This is a genomic window from Neobacillus pocheonensis (genome assembly GCF_050477905.1).
Lineage (GTDB): Bacteria > Bacillota > Bacilli > Bacillales > Cytobacillaceae > Neobacillus > Neobacillus pocheonensis_A.
In genome coordinates this window covers 1-23169 of the sequence record NZ_JBCNAD010000087.1, presented here as the reverse complement: position 1 = coordinate 23169, position 23169 = coordinate 1, and the positions used below count along the sequence as shown (strand labels likewise).

At 38.5% G+C, this 23169-nt stretch carries 26 protein-coding genes, 2 tRNA genes, 2 other RNA genes and 1 riboswitch; of the genes, 25 read left to right on the top strand and 5 right to left on the bottom strand.

Annotated features, from left to right (window positions below; all coding sequences use genetic code 11):
- Positions 1–273: hypothetical protein (locus ABES02_RS28860; RefSeq protein WP_430141319.1), on the bottom strand; the 273-nt coding region annotated here is incomplete at its 3' end.
- 357 nt (positions 274–630) lie between these two features.
- Between ABES02_RS28860 and ABES02_RS28855 the strand changes: the two genes are divergently transcribed.
- A complete protein-coding gene (locus tag ABES02_RS28855; RefSeq protein ID WP_430141317.1) occupies positions 631–1872 on the top strand; it encodes a Bcr/CflA family multidrug efflux MFS transporter in 1242 nt (413 codons plus the stop codon).
- 127 nt (positions 1873–1999) lie between these two features.
- Here the strand turns inward: ABES02_RS28855 and ABES02_RS28850 are convergent, their stop codons facing one another.
- A complete protein-coding gene (locus ABES02_RS28850) occupies positions 2000–2173 on the bottom strand; it encodes a hypothetical protein (protein ID WP_430141314.1) in 174 nt (57 codons plus the stop codon).
- A gap of 263 nt (positions 2174–2436) precedes the next feature.
- Here ABES02_RS28850 and ABES02_RS28845 point away from each other — a divergent pair, with 263 nt between their 5' ends.
- Entirely contained in the window at positions 2437–3129 is a 693-nt protein-coding gene (locus ABES02_RS28845; protein WP_430141312.1) for a hypothetical protein, read from the top strand.
- A 66-nt stretch (positions 3130–3195) separates the two neighbouring features.
- On the opposite strand, the gene ABES02_RS28840 is transcribed toward ABES02_RS28845, so the two are convergent.
- The gene (locus ABES02_RS28840) at positions 3196–3669 is read right to left on the bottom strand and encodes a hypothetical protein (RefSeq protein ID WP_430141311.1); all 474 of its coding nucleotides are present in this window, start codon (positions 3667–3669) and stop codon (positions 3196–3198) included.
- 256 nt (positions 3670–3925) lie between these two features.
- Between ABES02_RS28840 and ABES02_RS28835 the strand changes: the two genes are divergently transcribed.
- From ABES02_RS28835 to ABES02_RS28805, 7 genes are all read left to right on the top strand, one after another.
- Positions 3926–4351 (top strand): hypothetical protein, encoded by a 426-nt coding sequence (locus tag ABES02_RS28835; RefSeq protein WP_430141309.1) that lies wholly within the window; start codon positions 3926–3928, stop codon positions 4349–4351.
- 114 nt (positions 4352–4465) lie between these two features.
- Positions 4466–4792, top strand: a complete 327-nt coding sequence (locus ABES02_RS28830; RefSeq protein ID WP_430141308.1) for a hypothetical protein — start codon at positions 4466–4468, stop codon at positions 4790–4792.
- A gap of 319 nt (positions 4793–5111) precedes the next feature.
- Positions 5112–6293 carry a methyltransferase domain-containing protein gene (locus ABES02_RS28825; protein ID WP_430141306.1) on the top strand — a complete coding sequence of 394 codons (1182 nt, stop codon included), beginning with the start codon at positions 5112–5114 and terminating at the stop codon, positions 6291–6293.
- Between the two features lie 186 nt (positions 6294–6479).
- Positions 6480–7202, top strand: a complete 723-nt coding sequence (locus ABES02_RS28820; protein ID WP_430141305.1) for a DUF2161 domain-containing phosphodiesterase — start codon at positions 6480–6482, stop codon at positions 7200–7202.
- A 71-nt stretch (positions 7203–7273) separates the two neighbouring features.
- Entirely contained in the window at positions 7274–8296 is a 1023-nt protein-coding gene (locus tag ABES02_RS28815; RefSeq protein WP_430141303.1) for a DUF3231 family protein, read from the top strand.
- Positions 8297–8469: 173 nt separating this feature from the next.
- On the top strand, positions 8470–8925 hold the full coding sequence (locus tag ABES02_RS28810) for a C40 family peptidase (RefSeq protein WP_430141302.1): 456 nt from the start codon (positions 8470–8472) through the stop codon (positions 8923–8925).
- Positions 8926–9041: 116 nt separating this feature from the next.
- Entirely contained in the window at positions 9042–10226 is a 1185-nt protein-coding gene (locus ABES02_RS28805) for a two-component system sensor histidine kinase NtrB (protein WP_430141300.1), read from the top strand.
- 283 nt (positions 10227–10509) lie between these two features.
- Here ABES02_RS28805 and ABES02_RS28800 read toward each other — a convergent pair whose 3' ends face one another.
- Both ABES02_RS28800 and ABES02_RS28795 read right to left on the bottom strand, forming a co-directional pair.
- Positions 10510–11304 (bottom strand): cytochrome c oxidase assembly protein, encoded by a 795-nt coding sequence (locus tag ABES02_RS28800; protein WP_430141298.1) that lies wholly within the window; start codon positions 11302–11304, stop codon positions 10510–10512.
- The gene (locus ABES02_RS28795) at positions 11294–11800 is read right to left on the bottom strand and encodes a DUF2243 domain-containing protein (RefSeq protein ID WP_430141297.1); all 507 of its coding nucleotides are present in this window, start codon (positions 11798–11800) and stop codon (positions 11294–11296) included. Before ABES02_RS28795 ends, ABES02_RS28800 begins: the two co-directional genes overlap by 11 nt.
- A gap of 208 nt (positions 11801–12008) precedes the next feature.
- Between ABES02_RS28795 and ABES02_RS28790 the strand changes: the two genes are divergently transcribed.
- The 16 genes from ABES02_RS28790 (at position 12009) to ABES02_RS28715 (ending at position 23085) form a co-directional block, all read left to right on the top strand.
- Positions 12009–12134: a hypothetical protein gene (locus tag ABES02_RS28790; protein WP_430141296.1), complete on the top strand. Its 126-nt coding sequence runs from the start codon at positions 12009–12011 to the stop codon at positions 12132–12134.
- A 304-nt stretch (positions 12135–12438) separates the two neighbouring features.
- Positions 12439–13656, top strand: coding sequence for an acyl-CoA dehydrogenase family protein (locus ABES02_RS28785; RefSeq protein ID WP_430141294.1), 1218 nt, complete (start codon positions 12439–12441; stop codon positions 13654–13656).
- Positions 13631–14683, top strand: coding sequence for a phosphotransferase family protein (locus ABES02_RS28780; protein WP_430141292.1), 1053 nt, complete (start codon positions 13631–13633; stop codon positions 14681–14683). Before ABES02_RS28785 ends, ABES02_RS28780 begins: the two co-directional genes overlap by 26 nt.
- 43 nt (positions 14684–14726) lie before the next feature.
- Entirely contained in the window at positions 14727–15872 is a 1146-nt protein-coding gene (locus tag ABES02_RS28775) for an acyl-CoA dehydrogenase family protein (RefSeq protein WP_430141290.1), read from the top strand.
- A gap of 233 nt (positions 15873–16105) precedes the next feature.
- Positions 16106–17215 carry a tubulin-like doman-containing protein gene (locus ABES02_RS28770; protein ID WP_430141288.1) on the top strand — a complete coding sequence of 370 codons (1110 nt, stop codon included), beginning with the start codon at positions 16106–16108 and terminating at the stop codon, positions 17213–17215.
- Positions 17216–17466: 251 nt separating this feature from the next.
- Entirely contained in the window at positions 17467–18000 is a 534-nt protein-coding gene (locus ABES02_RS28765; protein WP_430141287.1) for a hypothetical protein, read from the top strand.
- 18 nt (positions 18001–18018) lie between these two features.
- On the top strand, positions 18019–18312 hold the full coding sequence (locus tag ABES02_RS28760) for a hypothetical protein (protein WP_430141285.1): 294 nt from the start codon (positions 18019–18021) through the stop codon (positions 18310–18312).
- A gap of 119 nt (positions 18313–18431) precedes the next feature.
- Positions 18432–18522 (top strand) — tRNA-Ser (locus tag ABES02_RS28755).
- Between the two features lie 9 nt (positions 18523–18531).
- Positions 18532–18894: a transfer-messenger RNA gene (ssrA, locus tag ABES02_RS28750) on the top strand.
- A gap of 10 nt (positions 18895–18904) precedes the next feature.
- A tRNA-Asn gene (locus tag ABES02_RS28745) sits at positions 18905–18977 on the top strand.
- Positions 18975–19068, top strand: an RNA gene (gene ffs, locus ABES02_RS28740) — signal recognition particle sRNA small type. Before ABES02_RS28745 ends, ffs begins: the two co-directional genes overlap by 3 nt.
- A gap of 196 nt (positions 19069–19264) precedes the next feature.
- A riboswitch (TPP riboswitch) is annotated at positions 19265–19374 on the top strand.
- Positions 19375–19518: 144 nt separating this feature from the next.
- Positions 19519–20514, top strand: a complete 996-nt coding sequence (locus tag ABES02_RS28735; protein WP_430141283.1) for an ABC transporter substrate-binding protein — start codon at positions 19519–19521, stop codon at positions 20512–20514.
- A 12-nt stretch (positions 20515–20526) separates the two neighbouring features.
- Entirely contained in the window at positions 20527–20817 is a 291-nt protein-coding gene (locus ABES02_RS28730; protein ID WP_430141281.1) for a thiamine-binding protein, read from the top strand.
- Entirely contained in the window at positions 20817–21584 is a 768-nt protein-coding gene (locus tag ABES02_RS28725; RefSeq protein WP_430141322.1) for an ABC transporter permease, read from the top strand. Before ABES02_RS28730 ends, ABES02_RS28725 begins: the two co-directional genes overlap by 1 nt.
- A complete protein-coding gene (locus tag ABES02_RS28720; RefSeq protein WP_430141279.1) occupies positions 21581–22321 on the top strand; it encodes an ABC transporter ATP-binding protein in 741 nt (246 codons plus the stop codon). The genes ABES02_RS28725 and ABES02_RS28720 overlap by 4 nt, the downstream gene beginning before the upstream one ends.
- On the top strand, positions 22318–23085 hold the full coding sequence (locus ABES02_RS28715; protein WP_430141277.1) for a TatD family hydrolase: 768 nt from the start codon (positions 22318–22320) through the stop codon (positions 23083–23085). The genes ABES02_RS28720 and ABES02_RS28715 overlap by 4 nt, the downstream gene beginning before the upstream one ends.
- Positions 23086–23169 lie beyond the last annotated feature (84 nt).

Here is a 23169-nt window from a genome sequence, read left to right as displayed (position 1 = left end):
AACAGCTGCTACTACAAAAAGTTTTAAGACTAGTTTTACCCAGAACATCTCCACTTTCTTTTTCTTATTTGACGAAAGGAACTTGAATAGCGAGAATATTCCCGGTTTGCCATCTTCCACAGACTGTTTCTTTTTCCTCGCCGTAAACAATTGTGTATATCCTCTTTGGTCTCGCTCTCTTTTTGCTTCTTGCCTAGTAGGGTAATCTCTTTCTATATTTTCTTCGTCAAAAGCATTTTCTAATTGTTGGTCTGACTCTGAATTAAAATCCAATGCGTATTCACCTCAAGTAATTTATTAATTATGTAATTACTTATACACATTTATCCTCTCTTAAACAAGTAAAAACCTCCCTATGGGGTGCTAATCTATTTCTTGAATAATCCATTATATCGCTAGCTTGTTTATGACACTCATTAAGAGACCCCAATTCCAATGTGAATTGGGGTCTCTTAATAGAGCATGAATACAGTCCTCTCGTGTCACATATGTTCGAAAATTGAAATCGTTTCCATGCAATTTAATTGTTTACCTTTGAGCATGTTTCACGATATAATAAAATTTATTATTTTGGATATCGAAATAAATGCAATAAGGAAAAAATACTTCTTTTTAGAAAGGCGATGGACATTGAATAAACCTAGTGGAAAAAAACGAATACAACTTGCAATCCTTCTTGGATCTCTTGGACTATTAGGACCTTTTACAATCGATACGTATTTACCGTCCTTTCCGACGATTGTAAACGATTTTCATACGACTGCTTCACTCGTACAAATTAGTTTAACTTCCTGTTTATTAGGATTGGGATTAGGGCAATTGGTTATTGGTCCTTTAAGTGATGTGAAAGGTCGCCGACAACCCTTGCTCATCTTTATCACCTTGTACTTACTTGCTTCTATAACATGTGCGTTGGCGCCCAATATCTATTTCCTTATCATTGCTCGATTAGTCCAGGGCTTTGCAGCTGCAGGTGGACTTGTGATCTCTAGAGCGATTGTTCGGGATCTATTTAGTGGAAGGGAACTAACCAAGTTTTTTACGATGATGGTGTTAGTGGGTAACCTCGGGCCGATCGTGGCACCGATTGCTGGAGGGGGGATTCTTGCTTTTACCAATTGGCATGGGGTTTTCCTAGCTTTGGCCATTATAGGTGCGGTGTTGCTCTTTACTGTTGCTTTAAAGTTAGAAGAAACGCTTTCAGAAGAAAACCGTGTCCCAAGCAATTTACCACAAATCATGAACAACTTTGGTTCATTATTCAAAGATCGATCGTTCATGGGGTACGCATTAACGCAAGGTTTTACAGTTGCAGGGATCTTTGCCTATGTATCTGGGATTCCGTTTGTCTATCAGAATATTTACGAAGTCACACCGCAGCAATTTAGTTTATTATTTGGGACAAATGGAATAGCATTAATTATTGGAAGTCAGTTGGTAGGCCGCTTGGCAGACATTATTTCGGAGAGGACATTCTTAAAGATAGGGTTAGCCATCTCTACAATAGCTGGCGCATGTTTACTTGTTGCTCTGTTACTAAAAGCTCCGCTTTTCGCCGTCGCAGTCCCGATTTTCTTTTTTGTAGGTTCAATCAGTATTATTGGAACCACATCTTTCGCTTTAGCGATTGAAACGCAAGGACATATTGCGGGAAGTGCCTCTGCATTATTAGGTTTATTGCCATTTGTACTTGGCTCATTAACGGCTCCACTTGTGGGAATAGCAGGGGCGTATACAGGCGTTCCTATGGGCGTCATCATCTTTTTCTCAAGTTTTCTAGCTTTCCTTTCTTATTTTGTGTTGGTACGAAAAGCTTCACTGCGTATACCAATATCCAATGACCATTGCTCAGTAAAGAAACCCAGTATCTAAAAATATAAATTTAAAGGAGAACACATTTCAATAATACGCAAATGTGTTCTCCTTTATTTTTCTGCTATTAATCTTAATAAGAACATAAAGTTTAGGATTTTTCCTTTCAATATATTGTTATTTAAGGTTAATCATTATATTTAATACCTTTTAAGATCATATTGACTTTTAATTTAGTATCTTGGATGATATTTTTTCGAAATGCCTTTGCCTTTTTGAAGGCATCTGTCATTCCTGATGCTATGATTTTGATTTCTCTAGTACCCACCGGTTCTTCTAGTAGAAAAATATACTCTTTCATACGGTTTCACCTCTCAAGTTGTAATTTTAATATAATTATATATGATTTTGTAAGCGATTACCATACTTTTTTGTGAACGTTTTCACATATTTTAGCATATATTGTTTAGGTTATTTAAAATGATGGTCAAGGATTCAGAAAAAAATACTTAATAAAGGCGGGCAGCCAGCCATTGAATGAATGAGTGGCTTTTAATAAACATATTTATTTTATGAACCTTGTTTTTTTAATCGAGAGGTTTGATGAAATAGGGGGAAGTCACTATGGCAAACATAACAGGGTTTCTGCCCAGTACATCCGCTTTTAAATTTGGAAACAGCTTTCCACAAGTTCCATTAAAGATAATCGATGTTTTCGGAAGGCAGATCAGAATCGGTGATGCTTCATATGGTCTTTGTGGCGGAATGATTTATGCTGTCATCGATTACTTCGAGGCTAAAATGCCAATCCCGTCCGATTCTACTGCACCTTCCTCTGGTCCATTTTTTGATTATATCGTTAATCGGCAGATAGAAAGCTTTCATTTGCCATTTGGTCTTATGAAATATATGGTACTAATGAATCCTTTTCTACCGGATCATGAAACAACCTTTAGTAAAATTGGAATGGCACCGCACGGTAGGACATGGAGAATGATGAAAAAAGAATGGCCGGGAATAAAAAATGATCTTGACAACGGAAAACTTTCTCCCATTGGATTAATTAGAGGAAAATCTCTTAATCCATTTCAGATTAGAAAACATCATCAAGTACTTGCATATGGGTATGACTTAAATGATAACAATCTGTCCATCAATATCTATGATCCTAATTTACCAAGCGATGATGATGTCACTTTATCCTTAAATATTGAAAAGCCAGATTCAAAAACTATTGTTCATTCAAAATCATCTGAAGTGATTTATTCTTTCTTTAGATCTGTTTACAAGCTCTCTAGACCGGTAGATTTTAACTAGATATCAATCGGCTCGTTTTGTCCCAGTATACGAAATGGTGCATATTGTAGAACATTTGTTTTTCCATTATCTATTTTTCATCCTCAATAATGTTGCGTAGTTTGCCGCCTTTTCAGGTGAAGCAGTGAGTGATTTCTCATAACCTTGTCGGAAGCTTCTTTCGTACGCCCTCACAAACCTTTGACCGAGTATCCGCTGGGCCGCCTGTACCGCATTCATTTCTGGATGGGCATGAAGGTAGGCGTTGAATTTCTCCTCTGAGGAATAAAATAGGTACACTTGGCGGAGAAGTCCTATTTTTATAAGGGGCCGAGCTATCTCCTTTTTGTTGTCCAAGATCAACTTAGAAGGTGGTACCTGCTGCCAAGCACGGGAAATCCTGAAATTATGCCGGTCTTCAAGCCCTGAACGGATTCCTTCATAAAAACCTTCTTTCATCCCCATCTCGACGGGATCCGGAGGAGGTTGGCCGTCAGTGTGAAGACCGCCGGCGAAAAGAAAACTGGCGAATAGGAAAAAGGCAATAAGTTTCCGTATCACAGCTTTTTCCTCCTTTCTGTGATTTTCGTGATTTATAGTTTACCCAATCAGTTTCTTCATATGTAGTAATGATGACAACTCTTAGAAGCTTACTATCATTCTAAAAAGAGGAAGTTCAATATCAAATTATGATAAATGGCTCTTGTTAGATTATGCCGGGTATTTTATTGTTAAAAAAATAAAAACAACTTATAGTGAGGGTCTTATAGTTGAATCAAGATAAGGTTTTCATGCTTGTTAGGAAGGATAAAGGTAAATGCTTTTTATATGGGATATTGAGAAGATAATTACCGATACATTAAAAGAGCTTAAACTAAAAATAAATGTTGAATTCAGCGATAAACTCACTTCACCAATGAGTTATAACGTTTCGACAAATACAATAAAGTTTAACTACATACAGATTAACGGCTATAATGCTAAAATTAACTTTAAAGTAAAAGAAACTGATGAAAACTTTGCGAAAATAATTCTTTATCATCAGCTTGGTTATTATTTAGAATTTAGGAAAAATCCACTAGTTTTAAAAACGCTCATTTATGGTAAAGAAGAAGAAAAGAAACAGCTCTTAGTGGAAGTAGAAGAGAATGCTTGGGAACATGGAAGAACATTCGTACCAGTACAATTATTAAGAGCATATGATCAAGTACGTGAATTGGACAAACTTCTGTTAAAGTGGTAAAAGACTGATTCAATTATAAGGGGTTGCGGGAAGTTACCTTAGGTAACATGTCATAGGTGAATACATATAATAACTCCAGTTAAATTATTTAATTAATACGAGGAGAAAAATTTTATGCTTATTGACGCTAATGCAATTAGAACTGACGACTTTATCACTGTAAGACTCCTTGGTCAATTGCCTACACTATGTGATGAAGTAGTAGAGCTCGGACATTATCCAGCAAACGGAACTGTTTCTGCTCGTATTTTTCTTAGAGAAGGCAGAAAACCCGGACTGGAAAATATGCACTGTATACAAGGATTGGGAAAAATATGGAGTATAAATAGAGTGATTATTGACAAATATTCCAACACAGTAGAGATTTTTATAAATGATTATTTTGTTAAGAAAATTCGCGTCATAGGATTGACAACAAACGCATTGCATAACAATCATTGATTTATAGTTTAAAAACAAAGATTACTAAATTGGAGTACGCGGACCTATTTTTCCTTGCAGGTAAATAGAAAAGCGTTACTCCAATTTTTTGTTACCTGGTTAAATATCCGCATTTAGATACATTTATGGGCTACAGAAGGAAAAATGGTTCAGTAGGGGTTAAAAACCAATTTTTCTACTTGTTGATCAGACAGCTATACCGCCTTACAAAGAGGAAAAATTTTTTGAAAAATTAGCAAATAACCTTTATAATAAGTCTTACATATTTAGGACCAAGTCCTAATATATAGTAATAATTTAACAAAACTGGAGATATACCATGCCAATCGAGACAAAACAAAGGAAACCAAGTATTTCAGCCTATTATAAGACACTCGGAATCAAGGAATGTAAAAGCAAGCGTGGCTTTTGGAAGCACGTCACTGAAGTAGATTCAGTCTTGGCTGAGGATCTTGAACCGCTCATATCCCGAAAAAAGCAGGGGAATCTTTATGAGGTGAAGAATGAAACACTGCCCTTCAGCTTGGCTGTGGAATCATGGACGAAGTCCTTTCATCATTCTTTCTTGACCTGGATAAACCGCCAAAAACACTTTAAGCCAAAGAGAATTTTGGAAATCGGATGTGATAATGGATTGTTGGCCTGCTGGTACGCGACTAGTTTCCCGGATGCAGAGATAGTGGGAATCGATCAGTCCGAGAACGGAATCCGGTGTGCCCAAGAGTTGGCTAACCAGCTTGATATTACTAATGTGAGCTTTTATCAAATCGATTTTTTAGAATTAAAAGAGCGTTTTTTAATAAACTCATTTGACCTTATTATTTCGGTGCGAACCTTCCATGAGATTATGGGACCACTTTTCATCCCAAAGTATTGGTCACTGCTAGATTGCTTGAAGGAAAATCCAACGTATGGAGACTGTTTGTATTTGCAAACAGTGGATGATTTGTTAACCGATGATGGAACCTATCTTTCTTGTGAGCGATTTGAAAACCCTGCAGATGTAGGGAAGTGGGCAAATTCGCTGAAACAAGCAAATCTACATGTCCAATGGGATGACTGTGATATCATCGATTATCATGAGTTAGGAACCAAAAAGCGTACTCCTATCATTGTGGCGACAAAGAGGGAGACAGGGATTACAACTATAGAAGGCTTGGAACAACTTTATACAAAAGATTACCCATTAGTTTATGAGGCGGGGAAATCTTACAGCGGAGCGAAAGCTGAGTTTGCCTACCACCGCTTGGGGGAAAAAACCTTCAAATCAGGTCACTCTCTATGTGTGCCCAACCAATGGTATGTGTTTCGATTTGAAATTTGGGAGACGAGCGATTTTCTGCTTGTCTATAGCTATGGCAATATGGGGCATCGTCATTTGGATATTCTTCCTTCAGTGGCAAACTTAGATGCCCAATTACTGATAGAGGAGGCAATGGGGCAGTATCAACATCTCGGACCCACTGTTCAGTACGACCGCCTGGAAGACCGTCCAAAATAATTTGGCTCTACTACTATTATTACTCGGTATGATTCTGCTATTTGGAGAATTTACCGAGTGATTTTTTTTGATTAAATAAGCATCCTTTTCCAATAAGAATTTATGTTACATTTATTATAATGAAAATCATTTTTTTCAATAGTGGCTTAAATAACATATATGGTTTGAATTGGATGGTGAGAATGTTTGAAGGAAACAAAAAAGCTGCAAGAAATCGATCTGTATAAACCAATTCAGACATTTTTCGTAAGAGATGGATATGAGGTTTACGGTGAAGTGAAAGACTGTGATATGGTTGCCGTTAAAGGTGAGGAGTTAGTTGTAATCGAATTAAAGCTCACGTTAAGTGTGGATTTGCTTATACAGGCTGCCAAACGTCAGCGGCTGACGGATAAAGTGTACATTGCGATTCCAAAACCAAAGTATCGGTTAAATTCCAGACGATGGGCAGATAAATGCCACTTAATCAGACGCCTAGAGTTAGGCTTAATTGTTGTTTCGAGCCCAGGGAAACGGGCAAAAGCAGAAGTCATCCTCCATCCAGTTGTGTTTGATCGCCGTAAAAGCATGGGGCAAAGCAAGCGAAAGAGAGAAGCTGTGTTGAAGGAAATCAATGGGCGGAGTGCAGATTTCAATGTAGGCGGAAGCAATCGGACCAAAATTATGACAGCCTATAAAGAAAATTGTATCCAGATTGCTGGTTACCTAAGGCAATTTGGTCCGTTATCCCCGAAAAACTTAGTACAAATGGGAACGGGAGACAAAACTTCATCTATTCTCGTAAAAAACTATTATGGTTGGTTTGAAAGAATCAAGCGAGGGACCTATATAATAAGTGATAAAGGTAAGGAAGAAATAAAGGAATACCCTGATCTTTTGAATTTTTACTTGAAAACTAATTCAACCTAGCGTACGAATACATACTACAGGTACTTTATGGGAAAGGTATTTTTTAGTATATCTTTTTTTGGAGGTTCCTGATGGAGGAAATCGGAAAGCAGATTAGGCTAACAGCTGGAGAAATGGCCAACCTTTGGGCTCAATACTTAAATGATAGCGCAAGCATTTGTCTCCTTACATTTTTTTTAGAAAAAGCTGAGGATGAGGAAATTAAACCTATCATTGCATTTGCTTTAGAGTTATCTAAATCACATGTACATAAAGTTACATCCATCTTTACAGAGGAAAAAAATGTAGTTCCATATGGTTTTAATATTGAAGAGGATGTTAATTTAGGTGCTCCTAGACTTTATTCTGACAGTTTTGTCCTTAATTTTATCAACCAAATGTCTAAGGTTGGGCTTACATTATATGCTGCGGGTGTGGCAACCTCTGTAAGAGAGGACATTAAAACCTATTACATGGACTGCCTTAGTGAAACCATGCAGTTATATAAGCTTTCAACGGAACTATTATTGTCAAAAGGATTGTTTATCCGAACTCCTAGCTTGCCAAATTTAGAAAAGGTTGAATTTGTGAAAAAGCAATGGTTTATGTTAGATGTGTTTGGAGAGAAAAGACCATTAATAGCAGCTGAAGTAGATAATTTATTTGCCAACCTCCAAAGAAATGCTTTGGGAGTGGCTGCACTTACAGGATTTAGTCAGGTTGCACAGGATAAAGATGTAAAACAATTATTTCTAAAAGGCTTAGAAATTGGGAATAAACATATTAAATTATTTAGAAGTAAGTTAGAGGAAAGTAAGCTCCCGGCACCGATGGGGTGGGACTCAGAAATAACAAATAGTACAACCTATACATTTTCTGATAAGCTGATGATGTTCTACAACGCAGGTTTGATTTCTTTGAGCGTTGGGTATTACGGGACATCTATCAGTCAAAGTCCAAGGGGAGATATTAGTGCCATGTATAACAGGCTATCCTTAGAAATTCAAATGTATGCTGAAGATGGAGCAAATATCATGATAAAAAATGGATGGTTGGAGCAGCCTCCAATGGCATCCGATCGAGATGAATTAATAAGGGAAAAAAGACAATTATAAATCAGCATTATAGTCCTTCTGCAAATAAGCGGTAAGGACTTTTTTATAGATTTTCATGTGTTTCAATATTATATTAGAATTATTTTGTAATGGAATTGTAAATTGGCTGTGATGCCCCTGTTATACCCTCCTAGTATATTGAAACTACCAAATCACACTAGGAGGAAACAACCATGCTAAAGAAATTCATCGTGGCATTTGTCATTCTAGCTTCTTGTGGATCTTTGTTTGCCAACAAGGGTGATAAAGCAGAAGCTGCCTATTACGATTATCATATAAAGGCCATTCAAATAGCAGAGAATAATATGGGAGTACCCTATCGATGGGGCGGAATGTCGCCCTACGGTTTCGATTGCTCGGGTCTTGTTAAATATTCATATGGAAAAGCAGGAAGAACACTTTACCGTACAGCGGCCCAAATGTACGCTGGAAATGGGTACCGTGTATCTTCTTTAAAGATAGGTGATTTATTGTTCTATGCCCCATCCAAGGCAAGCAAACCAACACATGTTGCCATTTATATCGGGTACGGTAAAATGATTATGGCTTCTTCATCAAAAGGAGTTATCATTACAACAACAAACAACCCATATTGGCATCCAAGATTTATTGGAGCCAAACGAGTATAAAAGATCATCGGGTACGGTGGTCTTTTTTTAGTGGTATAATAGATTTAGATATTTTTTTGGAATCTGAGTATAATTAACACGGATAACCAGTAGATAAATGAATCGGAGAGAAACAAATGTTTTTTCGTTTAATGTATCATATCGTCTTGCCTATTTATGTCATATTCGTGATTTTTTCCTCGTTCACGTTGGATAAATCCCAAAACAACTTTTTATTGATTTTATTAGGCGTTATTTTTATCACCAGTATTTATCTGGAAAGAGTTTATCCCCGCTTTCTTATTTATATAGCGGCAATTCAAATCATATCGTTACTATTGTTTCATTTCACAAGCCAGTTGAATTGGTGTTTTTCTATTTATATCATTTTACTTAGTAAATTTTTATTTCAGATTAGAGGTGTCCTTAAGGGGATTTTACTTGGTTTTGTGTTGATTGCTTTTTACACCGTGATACGAATTTCGTATACTCCTGTCAATTCCTATAGCATCCTTGCAGTTGGATCGGATTTCTTAACTTCTTTAGCTGTCTTGCTGATTATTCAATACATCATTGAAATGGAGAGGCAAAAAAATGCGCTCAAAGAAGAGAAGAAGCGGGAAGAATTGCTTTCGAACAAGGAAAAAGTAAATCTTTTAAGTGAAATGGCGGCTGGACTCGCGCATGAAATTAGAAACCCTATGACCATCATTCAAGGTTTCCTGCAACATTCCAAAGAGAATCAGTATAATATACAACCTTGGTATGATTTAATCATGAGTGAAGTTAGCAGAATGAATAAATTAACGGTTGAATTCCTCCAATTTTCAAAGCCAAATGTTTCTTTATACCAATCACATTCCATCCACGGGTGTCTAAAAAGAGTGATGTCCTTAACCGAATCCAAAGTTCGCCAGTCTGGGCATAAAATCGTTTACACGGAGTACAATCCTCACATTAATATACAGATGGACTTCGATAAAATGGTGCAGGTGTTTGTCAATTTAATAAACAATTCCATTCAATCTATGGTGGAAAGTGGAACGATTACGATTCGATTGTTCAAAGTTGAGAACAAAGCGGTTGTTGAGGTTCGTGATACGGGTGTAGGTATTGAAGAGGCAGATCTGAAGAAAATCTTTAATCCATTCTATACAACGAAATCTGATGGAACGGGACTAGGGCTTTCCATTGTTCAGAAAATCATTCAAGATCATGGAGGAACCATTGAGGCGAATAGTAGTTTGAATCAAGGAACTTGTTTTACGATTTGTTTTCCTTTGAATGATGTAAATCCAGATGCAAGTGAAAATGAGTTGTGATGGAATTTATCTATTGAAACGTTGCGATGCTTAAAAAAGCATCGCTTTTTATTTTGAAATGAACTTTGAGAAGACTTTGGTTATTAAGTGATTATTTTGTTACAAACTAAAACCTTTTAATCCTAAAATGAAATAGTTACATGGTGAGGAATATACCATATTACCAGTTACCTACGGGTCCTTGGAGTCTTGAGTTTACTGGTATTAAATAATTAGTTTTTGTTTAATAGTCCGCTTTCTCTTTGCAACAAAAATTTTTCCAGTACATCGAATAGTTTAATGTTTAAGAGTCTACTGATTCATGTACTTTTGTTCTTGGTCGGCTGGCTTTGAACCATTGCATACAAAAAATGAATATGAGAATAATATCAATTGCATCCCCACCATAATACATTAGCATGCCTCCTTTTTCAGCCTGTGCTGTTGGTACGCTAGCAGGTGGTTGAGCATAAATGTATTTTGATAAAATCCCATGACTTGCCAAAGCAATCACTAACACAATTGCTCGGTATGTAAAACTAGACCTATGTGGAGTTGGGTCAATATAAATCATCGACATGGTAAAAAGGTAGCCTGCAATGAAAACATGGAGGTGAATGAATAAGTAAAGAAGCATATTTTGATGCATCGCTAAGTATAAGTTCGTCGTATAGAGAATCCATAGCCCACCAAAATTGAGTAGGGTTGCAACAATAGGATCTCTAAGAGCTCGTACAGGCCAACTCTTTAATAGGCTTGAAAGACGTCGGGCTGTTTTCACATTGAGTGTTCGCAGGACAAGAGTCATTGGGGCAGCCAATACCATCAAAATTGGGGCAAGCATTCCAAGGAGTAAGTGACCAAGCATGTGGGCATTGAAATCAATATGAGCATGATTCGCTAAAGGTCCGATGACAGCTGCAGCCGCACAAAGAACTCCGGAAATCCAAAAGGCAGTTCTATAAAATGGACATCGTTTATGATGTCGACTTGATAAAACTGCAGCTAGGATAAAAATAATTAATATCATTACAATCAGTAAAGACAATATTAACTCCAAGGCGTTTCCATTTCCATGAAGAATGTGATTATGGTTCATGTATGACTTTTCCTCTAAATAGCTTTGATTCTTTTCGTGTCCGAGAAACGATTAGAAGGCCGATTAAGACCATTACAGTTGCAGCTATGTTCCATATCCAGTCGTAAATAAAAACATTTTCTACGTAGCGAATTTGGTGCAGTCTCATTAACTTGTGCTGGATTGTACCATCGTATAACTGAAATCCACCACCCCCAAGCATCATTCCACCCCACCATCTTTTCAACCAAAATGAATTTCTACGGCGAAGATCTGCAACCATAAATAATGAACTAATTGTTGCGAACCAACTAAAAGCATGAAAAAGGCCATCTGAGACTAACCCAATAGCAGTTGTTGACTTGTCATAGAAATGATGCCAATGCAATAGTTGATGAAAAATCGTTTCATCTATAAAGGCGACTAGGCCTAATCCAAACAGGACGCCCGACCATAGATTATGGGTCAAATAGACAGATTGACCTAAATCACTAGGATTTTTGGTTTCAGTAGCCATTAAATCTTATCCTTTCTACACTACACTTCTATGTTCAAAGTTTTTCCATAATAAAGTAGCCATAAACATGCGAAGTACCTTTTCGCAGATGAGTTTAATTATTTCTCGCAATGCCCCCATCTTTAAATGGGGGTTTTTCTGTTTGGCACATTTTTTGCATGTAATTTAGATAGAAAACAAAATAAGAATAATAGGAGTGAAACGGAGCATGGATAAATTTGATTTAAGTAACAAGACGGCGATTGTAACTGGCGGAAACAGGGGATTAGGCCGGGCAATCGCGTTAGCACTGGCAGAAGGGGGGAGCCAATGTTGCTATATTAGGAAGAGATGAAGCAAGAAATAAACAAGTAGTTGCCTATTTCATATTTTCGATAGGGAAGACCTTCAAGGATTAATTGAAAATAAAATCGATTTTTCCCCTTTACTTCCTTTTGGATAATCCGACAGTATTAATACTAGAAAGATATATAACCTTTCTAGTATTTTTATTGACATTTATTGAGATTTTTCTTCAGCCTTGAACATATTCTTAAAGAGATTGCAATATTGACATGCTTGTTGTGACCGAGTAGTTATCAGCTAACCATGAAGATGTATTGGAGAATGAAACATGATTAACAGAAAAGGAGTGATGGATGGTGTTCCATTTTACAGAAAGTGACGAACAAAGAAGAATGCTCAATAAAGCAACAGAAATCATGGAAAAGTATGTTTTCCCTAATGAAAAATATATGGTCCCACATCGCGGGTTACCCAATCAAATCCTAAAACCATTACAGCAAATTGTAAAGGAAAATGGCTTATGGGCAGGTCACTTGCCGAAGGAATTCGGGGGAATGGGCATGGGTTTCGTTTCCTTAGGACTACTGTCTGAGGTGATAGGGCAAAGTCCGATTGGACCGTATGTATTTGGTTCGATGGCTCCTGATGCAGGAAATGGTGAAATTTTGGTCCATGCCGCAACAGATGAACAAAAGGAAAAATACTTAACCCCGCTGGAAAACTATGATATCCGTTCCTGTTTTGCCATGACAGAACCGGAGGTCTCAGGTTCTGACCCTCGAACACTTCAAGGTACCGCAGTAAAAGATGGCGATGAATGGGTGATTAATGCCCATAAATGGTACACAACAGGGGCAGAGGGGGCCGCTTTTACGATCGCAATGGTTGTGACCGACCCTGACGCAGACCCATACCACCGGACAAGTCTTTTCATCGTTGATACTGATAATCCAGGCTTTGAAATCGTTCGTGAAGTCCCAGTAATGGGTGACCATTATGTTGGAGGACACTGCGAAGTCCGCTTTACTAATTGCCGGATCCCGGAGAAAAACCTCCTCGGTAAACGCGGAGAAGGCTTTAAGCTTGCGCAATTACGATTAGGGCCTGGACGGATTACCCATGCTATGCGCTGGTTAGGGGTTGCCCGCCGCTCCTTAAATGAGATGATTTCTTATTCCTTAACGAAAAAGGACGGCACAAAGTCGCTCGCCGATTCGCAAATCATCCAAAACTATATCGCTGATTCGGAAGCGGAAATACAGGCTTCGAGACTGCTGACATTGCACGCTGCTTGGAAAATGGACCAGGGAGATGAAGCTCGCAAGGAAGTATCCCTTATCAAGTTTTATGGAGCACAAGTGTTAAACAATGTGATTGATCGGGCCATTCAAACACTTGGATTATACGGTTTAACAACTAGCACCCCGCTCGAAGGTCTTTACCGAGAAGCTCGGGCTGCCCGCATTTATGATGGCGCCGATGAGGTCCATCGAATGGTAGTCGCCAGGCAAGTATTAAAGGAGTATCAAGCAAAGGGGAGATTGAATGAGCCAGCAGCAGTTCCAAAATAAAACGGCTGAAGTGAACTGGTTAAGGGTAGAGCAGTATCTGAAGCAGGAAATCCCCGTACTGAGTGAGGAACCGATAAAAATCAAACCATTTTCAGCTGGATATTCAAACTTAACTTACTTAATCTCCATTGGAGATTGGCAGGCTGTTTTAAGAAGACCTCCGTTTGGAGCCATACCCCCAAAAGCTCATGATATGAAGAGAGAATTTGAAATCATTGAAAAATTAAATAACGTTTTCCCTTTGGCCCCAAAGCCATACCTTTACTGTGAGGATACAGGAATCATGGAACGGCACTTTTATGTAATGGAGAAAAAAGAAGGTGTCGTACTTGATGATTCGCTGCCAAGAGAATTCATAGCCCGTGAAGATACTGGCTTGCTTGTATCCAATGCAGTCGTGGATACCCTGGTCAATTTGCATGATGTAGATTATAAAGCTGCCGGATTACAAGATATCGGATATCCTGACGGGTACTTAAGCCGGCAAGTACATGGCTGGATAAAACGATTCCATCATTCGAAAACAGATGATATTTCTTCGGTTGAAACATTAGAAAAGTGGCTAATTGACCATATTCCTCCTTCACCCGCACCAACTATCGTTCATAATGATTTTAAATTAAACAATATGATGTTTTCCGCCAAAGACCCAGGTGAAGTTGTCGGCGTATTTGATTGGGAGTTGAGTACCCTTGGCGACCCTTTAACTGATTTAGCTTCAAGCATTGCCTATTGGACAGCTCCGGATGAGGAAGAAAGCGGTTTGACTTCTGTGACAACCAATCCCGGTTTCTTTTCCAGAAAAGAAATGTTGGAACTGTATGCCAAGAAAAGTGGACGTGACATCTCCAATATTGATTACTATTTAACGTTTGCTTTTTACAAAATTGCCGTCATCCTACAGCAACTTTATTATCGCTGGAAAATTGGCGAAGCACCCGATGAACGCTTTGGCAAATTAAATATTGGAATTCAAAACTTGCTCAATCAAGCAGCAAAAGCTCAGAGAAAACAGCTTTTGCGATAAGACTTTTTAAATATTTCTAAAAAAGTCATCAGGAGTGATGATTGTGACTGACTTACTAATTGAAAATAAAGACCTGTCGATTCTAAAAAAGACCGTTCAGTCGTTCATCAAAGAACACGTTCTGCCAGCAGAACTCTCACCCGAAAAGTATGAAAAGGAGCTATCAGTGGAAGTGGTGAACCGCCTGCAGGCTAAGGCCAAGGAGGCTGGTTTACATGCCATACATGCGAAAAGGGAATGGGGAGGAACTGGATTATCTTTATCAGCAAGGGCGGTTTTGCTTGAGGAAGCTGCGAAGCACCGACTTGGACTCTATCATCCGGCTGCAGATGCCTTTGGCGGAGAATTTCCAAGATTTTTGGAAAAATGCACAACGGAGCAAATAGATAGGTATATAAGACCTGCCATAAGCCAGGGCAAGGGATGTTTTGTAGCAGTATGGGAGGAGCATGAAGATAATCATCTTGAAAATTTGAGCACGACAGCCATAAAGGACGGAAATGAGTGGTTTTTAACCGGTCATAAAACCTACATCCAAAACATGTCACAATCAACCTTTGGTTCTATTCTAGTTAATTGCCAGTTACCCAACGGTGATTTGCAGCCAACGCTATTTTTACTGGATTCTGACCAACTAGAATGGAAGGAAACCGTTTTGATTGATGTTCAAACCACTCATAGTTTTACATTGGAAAATTTCTGCCTTCAGGACAGTAAAAGAATAGGGGCAGTTGGGGAAGGAAAAACACTTGTTGAACAATGGCTGTCAGAATCACTTATTTTTCTCGGTGCAAAAAGTATAGGTGTTGCTGAAAAAGCGCTAGAATATGGGAAACAGTATGCTAAACTACGTATTACTCGGGGCAAACCACTTGCTGAATTTCCCACAATCCGGACGATGCTAGCAAAAGCAGTCTTGAATTTGCAGGCAGCCAGATTAATGGTGAGCGAAGCAGCCAAAAAAGTAGGAACACAGGATCATGATTGGCAGCTTACAGCGCAAATGGCAAAATTGCATGCAACGGAGACAGCTTCAAAAGTAATTGATGATGTACTCCAAATTCACGGAGGCTCCGGATTTGCTGGTGACTTGCCAATCGAAAGATGGTACAAAGAAATACGGATTGCAAGGGTTAATCTGCAAAAAGCAGAAACCATCATTGAAAATATTGCGAAATCGATACTATAGGGGGAGACCCCAAGTTAGGGGTACAAACTATTCAAGTGAATTTTTTTCCATAAAGAATGAGAGTTAAGTGTTTTGGTAAGCTGCTTCAATGAAAAACGGTTTTTAGTCATAATCCGACCTTCAAAAAAGTAAACATGTTATAAGGTATACTTTTATCTAAACCATTCATTTTATTAAAATTCTTCTACCAATAAATATTGGAATTATTTCAGCATAACAAGGAGGAGTTTCAGATGAAATCGGTTGGAATCTTAGGCGTAGGTCAAGCAGGTGGAAATATGGCGGAAATAGCTTCCGTCTTGGGTTTTCAAGCAGCTCTGATTAATACCAATCAACGAGATGGTGCGGTAAATACCAAGGTGGAAAGGAAATATTTTGTCCCGGGTTATAATGGTGCAGGGCAGGATCGATCCTTAGGATTACGAGCGGTTCAGGAACACTATCGAGAAATGATTGATTTTGTAAGTAGCTCCTTCAAGAACATAAAGCTGCTCTTAGTCGCTTTTTCAACAGATGGCGGTACTGGGTCTGGGATGAGCCCGCTTTTAATTGACCTGTTAATCGACCAATTGCCTGGCGTTAAAGTGGGTGCCATTGCCATTATTCCAGAACGAAACGTATTAGCGGGGAATCGAATCAATACGGCAGAGTGTATCGAAGAGCTTTCCAAAATTGAATCCATTTCTTCTGTTTTCTTGGTAGACAATGATCAGATGCGAAAAATGAAGCCGCAATCAAGTAAACATGAGATTTACCTCTCTGCCAATCGGCAAACGATTGAGGCGATTAGCCATCTTTTGAAAATAACAACTAAGAGTTCGTTTTACGGAAACTTCGATGAAACTGATCTTTTGAATATACTTGGAACTAGAGGAGTTACCCTCATTTCTTCCGCAGCTATTACTGATGCGAAAACCAGTTCAGATGTCTCGACGAAAGTGCAATCTTCCTGGGAAAATTCTATATTCTGCCCTGTTGAAGCACAAGGTGTCATTCGGGCAGGACTCATCTATGAAGGACCAGAAAATATTTCTAAGCTCATTAATGTACCTTCTATCTTTGAAAGGGTTGGGGAACCGTTACAATTATTTGAAGGGACCTATCTATCAGATAATGACCCCACTATTACAACCATTCTTGCTGGGCTATACTTCCCAACTCGTCGGCTGCAGTCCCTGGAAGAATCTCTAGAAAAAAACAAAGAACGATTACAGAATCTTGTTATAAAAGAACATTCACAAAAATATGAGTCCCAAATAAGCTGGGCATCCAACTTAAAGCTTAAAAAACCAGAAAAACAGTCTGTATCCATATCATCCAAGTTATCGAAGTATAAGAAGTAATCGGGGTGAAGAGTCTACAAAAAATTGTAGACTCTTTTTAATTTCTTATTTCTAACCAGTCATTTTTACGACAGGATTCTCTGCAAGTAATAGGACTTTTCGATTAATAATCGTGAATAATGAGGATTTTTGGAGAAATAAGCAGGAATTTTGGTTTTATTAAAGGAATAAATATATATTTAATTTTATTTCATCTGTGATTAGAGAAATAGTATCCAACATTCTATCAAAGTTCGAAAGAAGGTATACGAATGATTGAAAATTTCTTTGCTGACTATAAAAAGTTTATTGTTGAACCGGAAGATGAAAAGCGAGTAGTTAATGAAGTTTTTGATCCTAAGAATTATGAGGCATATTATATCCTAACACTGTCCATTTTTAATTCTCGTTTATCGACCTGGAAAGATGCGAGTAAATTTGAAATTGATGTTGAAAATAGTATTAAAACAGTCTTATTGGATTTCAACCAAAAGCAGCGTGAGAAGTATCATCTTCAACTACTGGAATTAGATAAGTTTAAAAACTATTTTATCTTGGCCCTATCTTCTAAAACTAAATTTAATCCTGAGGAAGAAAATGACCGTATTTCTTTAATCGTGAATAAAATACTAACGAATCCATTTTATGTCGGACAAAACTGGTTTAATCTAATCGGTGAAAAAGGAAGAGTAGAACGGAAACTCTTTTGCTACTCATTTAAGGAATACCCCAGGGACGGTTCTAACGGTTTAAATAAGATTGGTTCAGACCACAAACCATCCCTATTGCGCGTTGGCAATTCTTAAAAGGAGTGAATGACCAGCTTGTTTATAGATATTGTTATTGACATCGCATTAGAATTAGTTGGATTTTTCATTCCTGATTTTTCCCCGAAATCAAAGTTCGAAAAACACATAATTAGATTAACAGAAGAAGCATGGTTTTCCTCATTAGAGCAGGATTACAGATACGGATATATTATTTACAATAACAAGAATGTAAAACGCTTCTTAAGCAATGAAAAAAATGTCAAAATGATTATTAGTATGGATATAGAAAGGGAGAAATTCATTAGCTTAGTAAAAAAGGAACATGTCCGGTTCACAAGATTACGGTAAAAGCTAATGAAACCATTAGGACTTTTGAACTACCAAAATTTACAGTTGTCTTCCAATTGAGTTTGATGATATAGTTCATGTGTAAGTTCTTTACGGAACTTCACGATAATTTTTTTTACAGAGAAGTACTCAAGAGGCTGAAGAGGCGCCCCTGCTAAGGGTGTAGGTCGGGTAACCGGCGCGAGGGTTCAAATCCCTTCTTCTCTGCCATTATAATATGGGAATGTCTTGGTATCGACAGGGATAGTTTGAGCTTATATTGCGAGTCGAGGGATTCGGCCTCGTTAAAACGATAAAGCCTATAGCTGGCAAACAAGAAAACAACTTCGCTTTCGCTGCTTAATAACAGCCGTTAGCGGTTCCACCCTCCATCGTCCATGTGGTAGGGTAAGGGACTCACTCTAAGTGGACTACGCTGAATTCCACCGTCTGAGGATGAAAGAAGAGAATAATCAGACTAGCTGCTTCAATGCCTGTCAGTAGGCTAAAGAAGTCGGTGAAAACTAATTTTACTGACTACACTCGTAGAAGTATAAGTGCCAATATCTTTGCACACGGGTTCAACTCCCGTCATTTCCACTAAAATAATTGTTCCGCAGTAGTCCAGGTGGTAGTCCGATTGGCTGTTAACCGATTGGTCGTAGGTTCGAGTCCTACCTGCGGATTTATAGTCCAACAAGGAAACTAGGAACTTGGTCAGGGCGGGAACGCAGCAGCCATAACTAGTGAAATTGTGTGGGTATTACATAGGTAGAAGCTCAAAACGCTAAACTCTTATCTTATTTGAGTTTAGCGTTTTTTTGTTTTGACCACGGGGACGGTTCTCATGGTATTTATAAAGTCAGTTCAGACCAGAAGAACCGTCCCCATGGCACTTTCCCTGGAACTTGTATATAAAAACGTTGGCATTGACTACAATGACTGATATAATGGTAGAGAAATAAGTGAATACGATGAAATGTGGGGGAACCGGTGTTGCCGGTTGAGATTTAGTCCGTGAGACGATGACCCTTGGAACCTGATCTGGTTAATACCGGCGGAGGGAACATATTCTTAAACAATTAATTGTTTGCTGATATGCACTCAGGTTTCTTAGCCTGGGTGCTTTATTTTGTTTAAACAAGGTTTTGCCTTCTTACAACTAAGGTTCCAGCCATTTTGATTTGTTTCACTTTAGATTTTAATTTCACATATGGGGGATTCAAGATGAAGAAATGGCTAGTACTAGTCCTATCAGTTTTTTTAATAACGGGATGCAGCGGTAAAAAAGAAACGGAAAACGCAAAAGGAAAAAAGCAGCCTCTTAAAAAGGTTTCGATCGTACTAGATTGGACGCCAAATACCAATCATACTGGATTATACGTAGCAAAAGAAAAAGGATTCTTTAAAAAAGAGGGCTTAGATGTGGATATTATCATGCCGGGCGAGTCGGGTGCTGACCAACTAGTAGCTTCTGGCAAGGCGCAATTTGGTGTTGGCTACCAAGAAGCGATAACCCAAGCACGTGTACAAGGGGTGCCACTAGTATCCATCGCTGCTGTGATTCAGCACAATACATCAGGTTTCGCTTCACCAGCTGCCAAACAGATTCAATCACCAAAAGATTTTGAAGGAAAAACATACGGTGGATGGGGTTCGCCAGTCGAAAAATCTGTTATCACTTCTTTAATGAACAAAGAAAATGCCAATGCCAATAAGGTGAAAATTGTGAACATGGGTGATACCGACTTTTTTACGGCTGTGAAAAGAGACATCGATTTTGCTTGGATTTACTATGGATGGACTGGTATTCAAGCAGAGCTTCGTAATGAAAAGATTAATATGGTTTACTTAACCGATTACTCTGACAAACTGGACTACTATACACCCGTTTTAGAGACCAACGAAAAAATGATCGAACAGAACCCTGAAACGGTTAAAGCATTCGTAAAAGCCACGGCACAAGGGTATCAATTTGCCATCAAAAACCCTGATCAAGCTGCGGATATCCTGATGAAAGCAGCACCGGATTTAGATCCAAAGCTTGTTAAGAAAAGTCAAGAATGGTTATCGCCGAAATATCAGGATGATGCAAAGGCATGGGGGATTCAAAAGCAAGAGGTTTGGGAAAATTATACCCAATGGATGTATGAAAATAAGCTTCTTGACAAAAAAATAGATGCGAAAAAAGCATTTACTAATGAGTTTTTACCAAAACAATAGGGGGATAAAGACATGGCGAATTCTTTAATCAGCATTCAAATAATCCCGAAAACAAAGAATGGCGAAGACGTGATTCCGTACGTTGATGAAGCCATTAAAGTAATAGATGAATCTGGTGTGAAATATGAGGTACACCCGTTAGAAACAACAATGGAAGGCGAACTTCACGAATTATTTGCGGTAATTTCAAAAATGAATGAACGAATGATTGAAATGGGAAGCAAAAATGTCATTTCACAAGTGAAGATTCTTTATCAGCCAACAGGCATTTCTATGGCTGACTTAACGGTGAAATATCGATGATGAGGAAGAATCTTGTAAAAGGGTGGAGACCAATTTTGGTTCTCCTCCTTTTGTTTGTCATTTGGGAAATGGTCGTTAATATAGCAGAAGTGCCGGAATGGCTTCTTCCTCCGCCATCAAAGATTTTCGCAGAGGCCATGGATGGTTGGCTTAATTTTTATCCAGATGTGTTTTCAACGGTTAAAATTTCACTACTTGGATTTGCGGTTGGAGCAATCATTGGACTGGTGGCCGCCATTTTATTGCATCTAGTTCCTGTTTTAAAAGATTCCTTCTATCCATTGTTGATTTTATCGCAAAATGTTCCCATTATCGTTCTTGCTCCACTGTTGGTCATTTGGTTTGGGTTTGGAATATTACCAAAAATGATTGTGATCACTCTGGTTTGTTTCTTTCCCATTACTGTGGCCGCTTTAGATGGATTTAGCCAAACCCCTTCAGAGTTGAAGCATTATATGATGATGGCAGGTGCATCGAAAACGCAGCTTTTTTGGAAATTGGAACTGCCGTTTTCGTTGCCGTCGATTTTTTCAGGCTTAAAGATCTCTGCAACATACAGCGTAATGGGGGCCGTTATTTCCGAATGGCTTGGTGCTAAGCAGGGGATCGGTGTCTTTATGACATTCGCATCGTCGTCTTTTCGAACGGACCGGGTGTTTGTTGCTATTTTTACGATCATGTTCTTGAGCCTCTTATTTTTCTTTTTCATCGTTTTTATAGAGCAAAGAGTGGTTCGTTGGAAGCCGAAAGGGGATGAGAACAAATGAGCTATCTCCGTTTTCAAAACGTTTCGAAGCGTTTCAGACAAAATGAAGTACTAAAAAACCTTGATTTTTCCATTAAAAAAAATGAATTTGTTTCAATTATTGGCCCATCAGGTAGTGGAAAAAGCACCATCTTTCATTTAATTGGGGGTATTCTTTCACCAGATGAAGGGGAAATCCGATTAGACGGTCAAACCATTAATGGCAAGCGTGGTTTTATTAGCTATATGCCGCAAACTTCTTCGCTTTTCCCGTGGAGAACGATCCTTGAAAATGTCCTGCTCGGCCAAGAACTTCAAGGAAAAAAAGAAGTAAATTCAGCACGAGAGATGCTGGCGATCGCAGGACTCTCTGATTATGAAAACGCCTATCCTCACATGCTATCAGGAGGAATGAAGCAGCGGGCTGCTTTTATCCGTGCGTTATTGAGCCCGCAAGAGGTGATCTGTCTTGATGAGCCGTTTTCGGCTTTGGATGAGCTAACCCGATTTGAAATGCAGAAATGGCTATTGGAAATGTGGGAATCACATCGGAGGACCATTCTATTCATTACTCATAATATTGAGGAAGCATTGTTTCTATCCGATCGAGTGATGATGCTGTCTGGTAAGCCAGCAAAGGTCGCTTCAAACATAGAGGTCCCATTTGAAAGGCCACGGCACGAAAGTATTCTGCTCGATAATCGCTTTATTCAATGGAAAAGGGATTTATATTACCAATTAGTTGGTGAAGTCAAATGAACATGATTGACGCTCATATTCATATGGATCACTATCATGATAAGGAAATAAAAAAGCTTTTACTTGATTCTGCCCGTATCGAGGCCATGATTTCTGTATCCTTTCATTTGGAATCGAGTAAAAGAAATCTTTTGCTTTCACAAAAATATCAAAAGGTAAAACCTGCATTTGGCTACCATCCAGAACAAGCATTGCCTTCTGAAAACGAACTGAATGTGCTGCTTAATTGGATGGACGACCACCGTGATGAAATGATCGCTGTTGGGGAGGTTGGGCTGCCATACTACTTAAGACAAGAGCAGGTAATTACGATTGCTCCTTATCTTGAAGTATTGGAAGTGTTTATCAAGATGGCTAAAAAATGGGGAAAACCGATTGTCCTTCATGCTGTTTATGATGATGCACCGGTCGTTTGTGACCTTCTCGAAAAATATTCTGTTTCTAAAGCGCATTTTCATTGGTTTAAAGGGGATCAGAAAACAATAGACCGAATGGCGAGAAACGGCTATCATATTTCTATTACTCCCGATGTGGTGTATGAACAAGAAATTCAACAGCTTGTCAAAGTCTTTCCTCTCGAGCTATTGATGGTTGAAACAGATGGTCCCTGGCCATTTGAAGGCCCATTTTCACGGAAAATGACCCATCCAAATATGATGGGGGAATCCATAAGGAAAATGGCTCCAATCAAGAAGCTTTCCGTAACGGAAGTTTCAACTGTCTTACTTGAAAACACAAAAGGGTTCTATCAACTACCATTTTGAAATTGCCGATTAAACATTTGCATTACATACAACCAAAGCAAAACGCTAAACTCAAATAAGAGTTGATCTGACCCCATAAAGTTG